Origin of the sequence: Larkinella sp., assembly GCF_965227735.1 — a bacterium.
GTDB lineage: Bacteria > Bacteroidota > Bacteroidia > Cytophagales > Spirosomataceae > Larkinella.
Genome location: NZ_OZ245776.1, coordinates 6,296,609 through 6,310,469, shown reverse-complemented (window position 1 = coordinate 6,310,469; position 13,861 = coordinate 6,296,609). Strand labels below are relative to the sequence as shown.

The window sequence follows — 13,861 nt, the reverse complement described above, 5'->3', positions numbered from 1 at the left end:
ATCCGCCATGAAACTAAAGTTATCTATCTTCTTTTTGAGCTTGCTGTTCATGACTGCCTGCGATAGTCTGGACCTGAATCCGCTGTCCGACGGCTCCGGCGAAACCTGGAATGCCAACGCCGAAGAAATTGAAATGTCGTTGAACGGTTTATACAAAGATGCGTTCTGGATGCAGGACCTCGACGACTGGACCGACGACTGGACGTACCGGGATGCTACCACGGCCATTACCGGCGCCACCATCAACGGCGAAACCGACTTTGTCGGCACCTGGTGGACCAATACCTACAAGGCCATTGCCAGAGCCAACCTCGTGATTCAGAGCGTTGACCGGGCAGGCGCCGTTTTGTCGAAGGAACAAATCGACCGTTATGCCGCCGAAGCCCGGTTTATTCGGGCCTGTCAGTACTCGCGGCTGCTTTCGCATTACGGCAACATCGTGTATACGGAAAGCACGCTGACCATTGACGAAGCCCTGGCGCTGAAACAGACGCCCAAAGAGACGGTTTTGCAGAAAATCTACGCCGACTTCGATTTTGCGGCCGCCAAATTGAAAACCACCTACAGCACCTCGGAACTCAAACGGGCAACGGCCGGAGCCGCCTTCGCCATGAAAGCCCGTATTGCGTTGCAGATGAGCGACTGGAAAACCGCGCGTGATGCGGCCAAAGCCTGCATGGACCTGAAGGTGTACAGGCTCCACGACAGTTTCGACAACCTGTTTCTGTCGAAAACCAAAAATTCGCCGGAAACCATCTTCGCCCTGCCCCGCTCCGTAACGCTGAAAGTGACGCTGGGCGGACTCCAGGATTACGTTCCCCGGAACGCGGGCGGCTACGCGGCCAAGGATCCTTCCTGGGATCTATTCTGCGCATTCCTCTGCAAAGACGGTTTGCCCATCGACGAATCTCCGCTGTTCGATCCGCGAAAACCGTTCCTGAACCGTGATCCGCGCTGTACGGCCACCATCGTTGAATTCCAGACGCCCCACCTGGGCTTTATCTTTCAGCCGCACCCGGATTCGGTCAAAGTGCTGCGGACCAGCAACAACACGCTGGTCAACAACAACGATACCCGGTCGATTGCGCAGTTTGCGTCGTTCAACGGGCTGATCTGGAAGAAAGGCGTCGATGCCGATTGGCTGCTGAACTCCTGGACTGCCGAGCCTGACAAAATCATTATTCGTTATGCGGATGTGTTGCTGATGTATGCCGAAGCGAAAATTGAACTCAACGAAATTGACCAGTCGGTATTGGATGCGATCAATACCGTTCGGGCGCGGGCGTACGGCGTCAGTGCAACGGCCACGACCTATCCGGCGGTCAAAACCGGCACGCAGGCGGCACTACGCAAAACATTGCGCACTGAACGGCGGATGGAATTGGCTCTGGAAGGCATTCGCTACATGGACATCATTCGCTGGAAACTCGCCGAAAAAGTGCTGAACAAGCTCAACTACGGCCTGCTCGACCCAGCCGATTTGCGGACGAAAGTGGTAAAACCGGGGCTGTGGTTTTTTCCGCAAAAACCGGAAATCGACGACGACGGTGTGGCAGATTTCTCGCCCATGTTCAGTGCAGGACTGATCAAGCAATTGACCATCCGGAAGTTCGACGCCACCCGGCAATACCTCTGGCCCATTCCGTCAAAGGAAGTCCTGACCAGCGGCTTGGTTCAAAATCCCGGTTATTAATGGGAACGCGGATTGAACGGATTGAGCGGATTTACACCGATTAAAATCCGTTTTGATCCGTTCAATCCGTCTGATCCGTGTTCCTATAAACAGCTTAAAGATTACAACAATTATTCCTTCAAGGATGAAAAAAAACATTCTTTCCGCTTGCCTCATCGGCACATTAATCGCCGGAACGGTCAATATTAATCAGGCAAACGCCCAATCCAAAACCGGAAAATCCTACAGTGGCATTTATCCGCATCTGGCCATGTATAACAACGAGGGCGAGTGTGGCACCGGTGCAGTGGTGCCCTGGGCGGGCAAGCTCTGGGCTGTCACCTACGGGCCTCACCTTCCGTTTGGCTCATCGGATAAACTCTACGAAATAACGCCGGATCTGAAACAAATTGTCTACGCCGAAAGCACAGGCGGCACCCCGGCCAACCGGATGATCCACCCGGAAAGCAACCAGCTTTTCATCGGACCCTACGCCATCGACGCCCAGGGGAAATTGCGGGTCATTCCATACACCGCCATGCCCGGTCGCCATACCGGTAACGCCCGTCACCTGACCGACCCGAAAGGCAAAATCTATTATGGCACGATGGAGGAAGGGTTTTATGAAGTCGACGTCAAAACCCTGGCTCCCACCCTGCTCTACGAAGATGGCAATGTCAAAACCAAAAAGGGCGCCGACGAGTCGAACAACCACGCGGGAGCGTTGCTACCCGGCGCACACGGCAAAGGACTGTATTCCGGCCAGGGGGTACTAGTGTATTCCAACAACGGCGAACCCGGCCCGCAGGCACTCAAGCAATTCGACATTGAAGCCGGTTCACTGTCGGAGTGGGATGGTAATGACTGGAAAGTAGTGCGTCGGAATCAGTTTGTGGAAGTAACCGGCCCGGGCGGTATTTACGGCAACAAAAACCCGGCCACCGATCCGATCTGGGCCACGGGCTGGGATCATAAATCAGTTCTGATGGGCGTTCGCGATGCTGGCAAATGGAGTTTTTTCCGGCTGCCGAAAGCGAGCCACAGCTACGACGGCGCCCACGGCTGGAACACCGAATGGCCCCGCATCCGGGATGTTGGAACCGCTCAGAAACCGGATTACCTCATGACGATGCACGGTTTGTTCTGGCGGTTTCCCGGCAACTTCACCTCCCAAAACACCGCCGGCATCCGGCCCCGGTCGGCCTATCTGAAAGTCATCGGCGATTACACCCGCTGGAACGACCAGCTCGTTTTTGGCTGCGATGACTCGGCGCAGAAGGAGTTTTTGAACAAACGAAAAGCGAAAGGTGACATCGAAGGCCCCGGCCAGTCGAATTCCAACCTGTGGTTTACGTCCACCAGTCTGCCCGATCAACTCGGCCCGAATACCGCCGAAGGGGCCGTTTGGCTGAACGAAGCCGTCAAAACCGGAGAGACCTCGGAGCCATTTCTGTTTGCGGGCTGGCCCAATCGCTCGGCCTGGATTCAGAACCACGGCGACGCTGACGTGAGCTTTACGTTTGAAGTGGACAAAACCGGCAACGGTTCCTGGACGACCTTGAAAACCGTAGCGATTGGTGCTAAAAAAGCTGTCAACGTGGAATTTGCCACCAATGACGCTGGCGAATGGATTCGGATCAAACCGGGCCAGGCGACGCGCGCAACGGCCCACTTTTTCTATTCGGCGAGCGATACCCGTTCGACCAGCCAAAATGCCATTTTTACCGGTCTAAGCGGAGTTTCTTCGGCAAAAACCTCCGGCGGTTTGATCTACGGGTTGGGCGACAACCGGCGCGTGCTGGGCATGGCGGCTCTGGATTACACGGGTGGAAAAGCCACCGAAGTGGGCTATTACGAACTGGACGGCGATATGAAACTGGTTCGTAAGGAAGATGAAAAAGCCGTATCGTTCATCAAAAGCAAATTCGCCATTCCGCAACAGGCCGTAACGGTGGATGAGTCTTCGATACTGGTGGTCGACGACAAAGGCCGACGCTGGCGGCTCCCGCTCGGCAACGAAGCCTACACCGGCCTAACCAACCAGGCGGCTCTGCGGATTTGCCGGGAAGTGGCCACGGAGCGTGATTTGTTCAATGCACACGGCACCTTCTACGAACTGCCCGCCGAAAATGCCGATGGTTACGCCAAAATCCGCCCGGTTTCGTCGCACAACCTCCGCATCAACGACTACGCATCGTACCGGGGGCTATTGATTATGACCGGTTTAGACCCCAAACTGGCCGCACAGAACGACCACATTGTGGTGTCGGATGACAAAAAAGCCGCCGTCTGGGCCGGTGCCATCGACGATCTGTGGAAACTGGGAAAACCGACCGGCCACGGCGGCCCCTGGAAAAACGCCACCGTGAAAGCCAATGAATCCTCAGACCCGTACCTTATCGGTTTTTACGACCAGCGGAGTCTGCAACTTTCCCACAAAGCAACGTCCCCCGTTACGTTCACTATTGAAGTCGATCCGGTCGGCAATGGTCCCTGGATGACGTACCAGGAAGTGACGGTCAAACCCGGTCAGACGTTCAGCCACGCCTTTCCAAAAGGCTTTCAGGCGCGCTGGATTCGGTTCAAAAGCAATAAAGATTGCGAGGCTACGGCTTTTTTTCAGTACAAGTAAAAAAAGTTTTACTTTAAATCTCTCTGATTATCAGTTGGTTAGCTAATAAAAAATCACATAGAATAATTTTTTTTAACTTTTTTCAAATTTCCACAATCTAAAACCCGGGGTCGTTCGTAGGTATGGGACACGCGATGAAGAGCACTATGGAGGTAGCGCGCTTCATCAGCCATACACGTTTCCGACAGAAAGTCCAGAGGCTCAGCTACTGGACTTTTTCGTTGACGGACGGTCGATTTTTCTAACCCTACGTGCGAAATACTTTTGTTATCTTTGTTATAGCCGGTTTTCCCGTAATCCGCCGGTTTTCTATGCACGAGATTGAGCCTTTCTATAATTGGGAGAAGTGGTATAACGCGTCGGAAGATCCGAACTCGCCGTTTTTTGGCCGCGTCTACAACATGACCCAATACACCAATACAATTTATGGGTATTATATTCACCCGCTTTGGGACGAAATTGGGTCGGAGACGCTGTACTGCAAAATCCTCTTTGCCGATTACGACCGCCGGTTTGTGGTGATCGAACTCTTCGGCGAATGGAACGACACGCTGCACAACGACATCATGTATTTGAAACGGCAGGTGATCGACCCGCTGGTGAATGAACAGATCAACAAATTCATTCTGGTGGGCGAAAACATCCTGAATTTCCACGGTTCCGACGATAGTTATTACGAAGAGTGGTTTGAGGACGTGGAGGACGGCTGGATTGCCGCCGTCAACTTCCGGGACTTTGTCGAGAGCGAATGGAAACGCTTCCGACTCGATTATTACATGAATTTTGGCGGTACGCTGGATGAGATCGACAACTGGCGAACCCTGAAGCCAGCCGCGTTTTTCGACCTCGTCAATAGTTTAATTATTAGAAGATTAGGCTAGTCATTAATGCTTTAAGTATTGGATTTTAGGCGGTTTAGGCTAACTTTTTTTCCGTTGGCTCGTTTTATTTTTGATTAATGACCTGGATTACATCTCATTTTTTAAAACTATGACCGGCCCCTTATCCATCTTACTCATCGGCTCCGACACCCCTGACTGCCAGGCGCTGGGAGACGCTTTCCGGAGTTTTGGCGTACCACACCGCCATTTGTCGGCCCAGGAAGACGCCACGCTGAATGCCTATTTTCAGAAGGGTTTGGCGGATGCGCTGTTTGTTCCGACCCTGATTATGCTGGATCGGGACACCGGCAAACCGGAGAAAATACTGGAACTGTTGAAACATCATCCGGTGCTTCGGCGGATTCCGGTGATCATTTACGGGAGCGGCAACGATCCCGAACAGGTCAGGCTGGCCTACCGGTGGGGCGCAACCTGTTATATGCCCAGGCCGGAAAACTGGGATGCCTCGATGGCGCATTTTTGTTCCTACTGGAAAAAACGCGTTGCCCTGCCCACCATCAAGGCTGAAGATTATTTATCATCAACCCAAAACTCGAATCAGCATAACCGCGGGCGTTGGGCCTGAGGCTCCCGACCGGGGTTGTCGATAGCTGGCGTTTTTTTGGTCAATACCGTATGAAAAACAAACAGATTATAGCCGTCGTAGACGACGACGATGATGATCTATTTTTGATACAGGAAGCATTTAAAGTGTGTTTGAACGAGGAAAGAGTACTGATTGCGACCAGTGGAATGGATCTGTTGTCACGGCTGGAAACCGTAAAGATTTTGCCTTCTTTTTTGTTGCTCGACCTCAACATGCCCTTGATGAGCGGTTTTGAGGTACTGGGAAAACTGCGCGCCGATCCGCGCTACAACCTCATGCCGGTTCTGATTTTCAGTACGTCGAATGCCCAGCCCGACATCGACCGGGCGTATGAACTGGGAGCCAACTCGTACGTCAAAAAACCGGATTCTTTCAATGATTACAAATCCGTGGTCGAGGACCTCTGCAACTTCTGGCTGCGCGTAGCTTCCACTCCTTCCAGCCGCTTTTACCGGTGAAACCAGTAGAATCCTTGCGGTTTTTTTTTATCTGATTTAATCAAAAACCTTTTGCTATACCGGAAGTTATAAGGACATCACTACGGTTTTTGAAAACCGTAGTTTTCGAAGAATTTCTATTCACTAACTCGTAACAAACGGTATGGAATCGAATGTGTTTCATGATTCGCAACAGGCGGACCTCGTATCCAACGAAAACGCTGATACAAAATACGGTCAGGATCAGGCCGATACGAATATGGTTAAATTGGTCGATGGGAAATTAGTGCCGACGGCTCACCTCGAAACAGAAGTAACCGACGACCTGAGCGATCGGTATACGGATGACGTGGAGCGCGGTCTGAACTCGCCCAACCAACGGACTTTCGATGTGGTCGACATCAAATCGGATCATCCCCAGGCGGACATGATTCCGGAACTTCCGTCAACCCCCGATCCTAGTAATCCGATTCCGCCGTCGCCCGATTCACCCAATCCACCGACGCCCCACACGCCCGGCCCCGAAATCCCGGATTTGCCGTCGACACCCAAGCCGGACAAGCCCGAAATTACGGAACCCAGCGAACCCGGACGATCGCACGAAGTGAACAATACCGGGAATTCTGATAGCCAGGTTTCCAATGAGGGCAACACGAAAGATACGCCCACCAGCGGGCTGGCCGATACGATGCCCGGCGCGGATGTGCCCACGCAAAGCCAGCATCCCGGAGAAAAGGAGAAAGCCCCGGATTTGATCGACGCCAACGATGGTCCCGGCCCGGCCAATTATATCAAGCCCAAAACGGATGAAGGCATGACGGAAAACCCGGATACCGGCACATCCGAACATCCTTACGACGTCAACGAGAAAGACCAGGAACCGTATCAATCCGCCGAACGACCGGAAGAAACCGCCCAGATGCTGGACCAACCGAAAGAGACGCTGGATGAAAGTGCGGTTAAAAAGCAGCCGATGCAGGAATCCACCGCTCAGGCGGCATCAGAGATGAAATCGACCGATCAACTGGATCAAAAATACAATGATCCGGCTGCGGCCCGGGAAGATGTGGTTTAGTGAAAAGAATTATAAATGTAAAATGCTAAATGTAAAAGTGTTCCCCAAGCGGGTACTTTTACATTTAGCATTTTACATTTATAATTTGAAATTTCATTTCACAGTTCCTTCACCCGAATATTCCGAAACCGCAACACGGAGCCGTGGCCCAGAAAACCGATGTGGCCTTTGGTACGTTGCAAACCGGGGTGTTCCTTGTGATCCAGCGTGCCATTTTTGCTGGCTTCGGCAATGTCGCCGTTCAGAATCTGAATCCCGTTCAACACCACTTTCACCTGAGTACCTTTCACGGTTACTTCCTGCTCATTCCATTCGCCCAGCGGTTTGAGCGCCCCGCGTTTCGCCGGAATCACGCCGTACACCGAACCGTGGTATTGGTACACCTCCAGTTTTTTGTAGATATCGGCGTCATTATCCAGAATCTGGAGTTCCATGCCCACGTAGGCCGCATCGCCCTCCAGCGGAGCGCGGATGCCAAGACCGTTGTTGGCACCGGGCGTTAGCTGAAATTCAAACCGGAACACAAAATCCGCGTATTCTTTTTTCGTATACAAATTGCCTTTCCCACCGTTGTTGTACCAGACAATGTCGCCATCTTCGGCCACATAATCCTTCGTGTTTCCGGTCCACTGACTGAAGTCGCTGCCGTTGAACAACGCCTGAAAACCGTCCTGTTTTTCGGCTTCGGTCAATTGATACGGTTTGGGTTGGGGCAATTCTTTAATGTAGATATTCCGGTAGGCCACGTACGTGCCATGCGCCTGAAGTTCAATCTGTTCCGACGGAAAAATGGGTTGGCTGCGATCCCAGTAATTTTCCAGCACCGTGTTGTCCGTCACCAATTCGCCATTCAGATAAACCGTCACGCGTTCGCCTTTCATGATGATCCGGAACGTATTCCATTCGCCCACCGGATTGTCGACCCGTTTCAGCGGTTTGCTGGCAAACTTCTGGTTGTTATACAATCCGCCCGACCCGACCTGCGCGCCCACATTCGTCCGCGCCGGGTCCCAGATCTGCACCTGCGGAGTACCGCGCAGGTAAATACCGGCGTCGCCTTCTTTGGTAATTTTCCAGTCAACCAGCATCTCAAAATCCTGGTACGGTTTTGTGGTGCAGATGTTGTTACCGTGGCCGTTAAAAACCAGTAAGCCGTCTTTCACCGACCAGCCCGCCCGCATGATTTCATCGGCTTTCTGCTGTTTCAGAGCCAGCGAATCGGCACTCATCTTGCTTCGTTTTACCGGATTTTCCACCAGCCCTTTCCAGCCCGAAAGATCTTTGCCGTTGAATAAAGCCACAAAACCGTCGCCAGCGGGCAGGGTTTGCAGGCGTCGCTGGATGGCCTGCCGCTGGGTTTCGCTGTCGGGACCGGTGATGACCTGGCTGGCTTTTTCCAGCAACTTCCGGACCACCTCCCCCATAAAATCCCGGCTGGATGCAGCAACCGACCAAACCGTCGCGGCCGCCTGTTGCTGCACCGCTGGATCGTCCAGGTAATTTCCGGCAAAAACCAGCGCCAGGAACGTCCGGCACCGGCTGACCGATTTCAGGATTTCAATTTTCTGCTGCGGGGTTCGGGCCACATCCATCGCATCCCGCAGAAGAAGCAACCGCTGATCGGTCGGAAAAGTTGACCGGTCGATGAGTTTGAGATAACCGCTCAGGGCCGATTCGGAAACCACGCTGTTTTGCCGCGCAATCGCCAGCAAAGCCGTAGCTGCTTCGGGCGTCGACCACTCCGACAAAGCCGCTACGGCGGCAGGCTGGGCAATACCGTCGCCTTTTCCAAAAGATTCCTGCACGATTTGTAACGCTTTTGGCCCGCCAATGCCGGCAAAAGCTCCCAGAAAACGCGGTTGCGCGGCCATCGGAGCCTGTTGCATCGTGCTGAGTAACAAATCCGTCCGTTGAAGCGAGTCACCCACCGAAACCGTCGCAGCCGCCAGGGCTTGTTGCAACGAGCGAATGGCTTTCGGCTGCGTTGTGCTGGTTAATAAAGTCACCAGTTGCGGAAGCTGCTCCTGACTAACCAGAAAAGGCAACGCGGCCGCGGCCGCCTGACTAATGGTGGTATCGCTGTCCTGCGCCTGTGCCAGCACCTGCTGCACACTCGATCCGGCAGCGCGGGCTCCCAGCACCGTCAGCAAAGCCGCCCGGGCCTCGGCGGGCATGCTCGGCAACGCGTGCGTGATTTGGGTCAAAACGTCAGGTCCTTTGAGGGTCAACACCGCTTCCCGGATCGCCATTATTTCCGGCGACGTACCCCGTTTCAGCAACGCCAGCAAATCGGGCAAGGCCTTTTGCTGACCGGTGTGGGCCAGGGCCGAAATAGTCGCCAGCCGAACCGCCTGATCGTCGCTTTTCAGACCCGGAACCAAAACCCGTGTCAGAGCGGCATCGCCGGTCAGTCCCAGTTGCGTGACCAGGTCTTTCTGCACGTCACCGGTGGTTTTGGCAATCAGTTTCGCCAATTGCAGATTGAGCGGTTTATTCTTCAAACCCGTCGCCAGTTTCAAAGCCGCAACCCGGTATTCGCCCGATGGGTCCTGCACCGCTGTGGTGAGCAGGGGCAGACTTTTTTCCCGGTTGTTATCGACCAGAACTTTCAGCGCGGCCGAGCGCGTATGAACCTGTTTCGCATCCGTACATTGTTCCAGCAGTTTCCGGGCCAGCACGTCGGCCTGCGGTTTTTTGCCCGACACCGAGAGTTGTTTGAGATAATCGAGGTAGCTGGCGGTGGCTTCCGTTACGTCATACGTAAAACCGCTTTGTTCGGCGGCTTTGGCCAGAACCGCACCGGCAGTTGGAGCCGCCAGTCGGGCCAGGGCATACAGCGTCACTTTGCTCAGTTTCGGATCGCCCTGCTCCACCAACGGCATCAGCGCCGGGGCTGCGGGCTGGTAGCGCGTGTCGCCCAGAGCTTTTACCAGGGACAGACGGCTGGCTCCCTGCGATTCGGCCAAAGCTTGTAACACCGCTTTCTGAGCCGGGGGCGTGTTGATCTTGACCAACGCCCGAACCGCCGGGGCGCAAAGCCGCTCGTCGGTTAGATACGGTTTCAGAAAAACAACGGCATCATCTTTCCCCACGATCTGCAATTGACTGAGGATAAATGCCTTACTTTCCGGGTCGGTTAGTTTTTCCAGCGACTGCCCGTAGGCCCGCACCGCCACCGCCCGCTGTGCTTCCTTGCCCGGTTTGGTAACGTAATAGGAAAAACCGCCCAGTGCGTATTCCAGAGCCGTGTTGTCGCCTTTGCCGGGTGCCGCCAGCCGTGACACCATTTCCTGAAGGCCGGCCGACCCCAAAGCCGCCATCGCGTCCATGCTGGTGATCAACTGCTTACTGTCTAACGCAGGTAGTTGCGCCAGCTCATCAGCGACCCGGTTTTCGAGGGGGCGCGGGTCGGGTTTGGGTTGCGCCCAACTGGTTGAAGTGAGTAAAAACAGGCCCGCAAAGGCCATCTGAGGAAATTTCATAACAGAATAACGAGGTTAAAAGGGCCAACGGCAGTTATTACAGAATCCAGGGTGCGCGCATGGGTTGGTCAATCAGCCGATTGGCGCCCTCGTCGTTGACAAATACCTGATTGACCGGATCAAATTTCAGCGAGCGACCCAGTTGCAGAGCGATCTTTCCCATGTTGATCAGAGTGCAGGAACGGTAGCCATTTGCTTCGTTAAGCGCAAACCGCTTGCGGCCCCGAACGGCATCCACGAAGTCAGTTTGCTGCGGCAATGGCTCGGGAAAAGCGGCCAGTTTTTTCTGCAAATCCGGAATGTCGGACTTGAAGCCCTGATACAATTTCCCTTTCGGCCCTTCGATATAGGGCATATTGACATCCTTGCCCTCGCCATCCAGAATGATTTTACAGCCATCGGCGTAGGTGTATTCGATGCGTCGCCAGGTGCCAACAGCGTCGGGATGTTGCTGGGGCGCGTCGATTTCCACCGAAATGGGGCTGGTGTCGTCTTTCCCCAGAAAATACTGAATGGGGTCTAAATAATGTTGTCCCATATCGCCCAACCCGCCCCCGTCGTAGTCCCAATAGCCCCTAAAGGTGTTGTGAACCCGGTGTTCGTTATACGGTTTGTAGGGAGCCGGACCCAACCAGGTCTCGTAATCCAGTTCGGGCGGCACGGGCATGGGCTCCAGGTCGGTTTTTCCGACCCAGTAAAATTTCCAGTCGAAACCGGTGTGTTTGCTCACGGTTACCTTCAACGGCCAGCCCAGCAAACCGCTGTCGACCAGCTTTTTGATCGGTTTGACGGGCGTTCCCATGCCGTAGAAATTGGATTCGAACCGAAACCAGGTGTTGAGCCGAAAAATCCGGCCGTGTTGCTGCACCGCTTCCATCACCCGTTTGCCTTCGCCGATGGTGGTGGTCATCGGTTTTTCGCACCAGATGTCTTTTCCGGCGCGGGCTGCTTCGGCCGCCATGATGCCGTGCCAGTGGGGCGGGGTGGCAATGTGGACAATATCGACTTCGGGCAGTTGAATCAGTTCCCGGAAATCCCTGAAGGTTTTGAGCGCGGGGTCTTTGATGATCCCTTTGGCCAGTTCCAGGTGCCGCGTATCGACATCGCAAATGGCCGCCACGCGCGTTCCGGCGTAGGGAATGTGTCCCCGGCCCATGCCGCCAATGCCGATGATGCCTTTGGAAAGCTGGTCGCTGGGCGCCAGATAGCCTTTGCCCAGCACATGGCGCGGAACAATGGTAAAAGCCGCCAGGGTTCCCAGCGAGTTTTTGAGAAAGGTACGTCTTGAAGGGATTTTTTTTACTGCCATCTCGTCAGTTTGTTATAGCCAGTCCCCTTCGGTATTCAGTATTCGTTATTCAGTGTTCAATATTCAATATTTGTATTTTTCAGAACCAAATAACAAACACTAAATAACGAATATTGAACACTGGATACCGAATAACGAAGGGAATGAAAAATACTTCCTAAATCTGCATTTTGGGGTTGATCTACAATACTACTACTTTTCCCCTTAATAAGACCATCACCCGCCCAATCACCTCATTTCGCGGGGTGTTTTTCCGGACGTAAACTAAAAAGTCGTAAATTACGGCTTCCTGTAAACGCCTAATTTAATTCTATGGAAAACCCTGAACAGGTTCCTTCTCGTCGGTCCTTTCTAAAAACATTGGGACTGGCCGGAACCGCAGCCGCGGCCGTTCCGTCTTCGCTCGCCCAGGCCGGTACGGCTCCGATGTACCTTAATTTAGTGAAAAGTCACAGCAGCACAGCCGCTAATGATAAAGTCCGCATCGGACTGATCGGAACGGGCGGCATGGGCATTGGGGATACGGAGACCGCGCTGATGGTCGAAGGCACCGAAATCATTGCCGCCTGTGACCTCTACGACGGCCGTCTGCGCCGGGCCAAAGAACTGTGGGGCGATGGGTTGTTCACCACCCGCGACTACCGTCAGGTGCTCGAACGGTCGGACGTCGACGTGATTATCAACGGAACGACCGACCACTGGCACGAAAAAATCTCGACCGACGCCATGCGCAAAGGCAAACACGTCTACTGTGAAAAGCCGATGGTGCAGAAGGTCGAAGATGGCCATACACTGATCAAAGTTCAGAAAGAAACCGGTAAAGTGTTTCAGGTTGGCAGCCAGTTTGCCAGTTCCATCATCATCGCCAAAGCCAAAGAATTGCTGAAAACCGGCGACATTGGCGAGCTGGTTTTTGCCGAAGCCCAATACGACCGCCACAGCGCGATGGGGGCCTGGCAATATTCCATTCCGCCGGATGCTTCGCCCCAAACCGTGGACTGGGACACCTATCTGGGAACCGCCAAGAAGCGTGAGTGGGACCCGAAGCGGTTTTTCAGATGGAGAAACTACCAGGACTACGGAACGGGGGTGGCCGGTGACCTCTACGTTCACCTGCTGACGACGCTCCATACCATCACGGGTTCCAAAGGCCCCAACCGGGTGTATGCCAGCGGTGGGCTGCGGTTCTGGAAAGACGGTCGTGATGTGCCGGATATTCACCTTGCCATTTTCGATTATCCAAAAACCGCCGAGCATCCGGAATTCAACCTGACGACGCGGAGCAATTTCGTCGATGGTGGCGGTGGCGGTTATCTGGTTCGGCTGGTGGGGACGGAAGGCGATCTGTCGGTTGGCTGGGATAGCCTGACGGTTCGGCACCACAAACTGCCCAAAGCGCCCGGTCTGTCGATCAGCAATTTTCCGAAAGACCAGCAGGAAGCGTACCTGAAGGAATACAAAAAAATGTATCCCGAGCGCCCCGAAATGGAAGGCCCGCGCGAAATGGTCTACAAGACGCCGAAAGATTACAAAGGCGACCGCTACGAACACTTTGTCAACTTCTTCGATTCGGTTCGCAACCAGAAACCGGTGGCCGAAGATGCAACCTTCGGGCTTCGGGCCTGTGGACCGACGCAGTGTGGCAACATCAGTCTGTTCAAAAAGCAGATCGTCAACTGGGATCCGAATGCCATGAAAATTATGAATGCTGTATAGGTTCCCCTTTTCATAATCACCCTTCGCTATTCAATATTCGTTATTCATGA

The 13,861-nt window shown here is 53.8% G+C and carries 9 protein-coding genes; 7 read left to right on the top strand and 2 right to left on the bottom strand.

Annotation, left to right across the window (positions count from 1 at the left end; translation table 11 throughout):
• Positions 1-7: 7 nt before the first annotated feature.
• The 6 genes from ACO064_RS24650 to ACO064_RS24625 all read left to right on the top strand — a co-directional run bounded on the left by ACO064_RS24650 (position 8) and on the right by ACO064_RS24625 (position 7,304).
• A complete protein-coding gene (locus ACO064_RS24650; protein ID WP_421829864.1) occupies positions 8-1,693 on the top strand; it encodes a RagB/SusD family nutrient uptake outer membrane protein in 1,686 nt (561 codons plus the stop codon).
• 124 nt (positions 1,694-1,817) lie between these two features.
• Positions 1,818-4,304: a hypothetical protein gene (locus tag ACO064_RS24645; RefSeq protein WP_421829863.1), complete on the top strand. Its 2,487-nt coding sequence runs from the start codon at positions 1,818-1,820 to the stop codon at positions 4,302-4,304.
• Between the two features lie 311 nt (positions 4,305-4,615).
• Positions 4,616-5,185 carry a hypothetical protein gene (locus tag ACO064_RS24640; protein WP_114409129.1) on the top strand — a complete coding sequence of 190 codons (570 nt, stop codon included), beginning with the start codon at positions 4,616-4,618 and terminating at the stop codon, positions 5,183-5,185.
• A 109-nt stretch (positions 5,186-5,294) separates the two neighbouring features.
• Entirely contained in the window at positions 5,295-5,771 is a 477-nt protein-coding gene (locus ACO064_RS24635) for a hypothetical protein (protein ID WP_421829862.1), read from the top strand.
• A gap of 50 nt (positions 5,772-5,821) precedes the next feature.
• Complete coding sequence (locus tag ACO064_RS24630; RefSeq protein WP_421829861.1) at positions 5,822-6,250, top strand: response regulator; 429 nt, start codon at positions 5,822-5,824, stop codon at positions 6,248-6,250.
• A gap of 142 nt (positions 6,251-6,392) precedes the next feature.
• Entirely contained in the window at positions 6,393-7,304 is a 912-nt protein-coding gene (locus ACO064_RS24625; protein WP_421829860.1) for a hypothetical protein, read from the top strand.
• A gap of 98 nt (positions 7,305-7,402) precedes the next feature.
• Here the strand turns inward: ACO064_RS24625 and ACO064_RS24620 are convergent, their stop codons facing one another.
• Together ACO064_RS24620 and ACO064_RS24615 are read right to left on the bottom strand one after the other, a co-directional pair.
• Positions 7,403-10,786, bottom strand: a complete 3,384-nt coding sequence (locus ACO064_RS24620) for a family 16 glycoside hydrolase (RefSeq protein ID WP_421829859.1) — start codon at positions 10,784-10,786, stop codon at positions 7,403-7,405.
• Positions 10,787-10,823: 37 nt separating this feature from the next.
• Positions 10,824-12,095, bottom strand: a complete 1,272-nt coding sequence (locus tag ACO064_RS24615; protein ID WP_421829858.1) for a Gfo/Idh/MocA family oxidoreductase — start codon at positions 12,093-12,095, stop codon at positions 10,824-10,826.
• Positions 12,096-12,407: 312 nt separating this feature from the next.
• Between ACO064_RS24615 and ACO064_RS24610 the strand changes: the two genes are divergently transcribed.
• A complete protein-coding gene (locus tag ACO064_RS24610; protein WP_421829857.1) occupies positions 12,408-13,811 on the top strand; it encodes a Gfo/Idh/MocA family protein in 1,404 nt (467 codons plus the stop codon).
• The last annotated feature ends 50 nt before the right edge of the window (positions 13,812-13,861 follow it).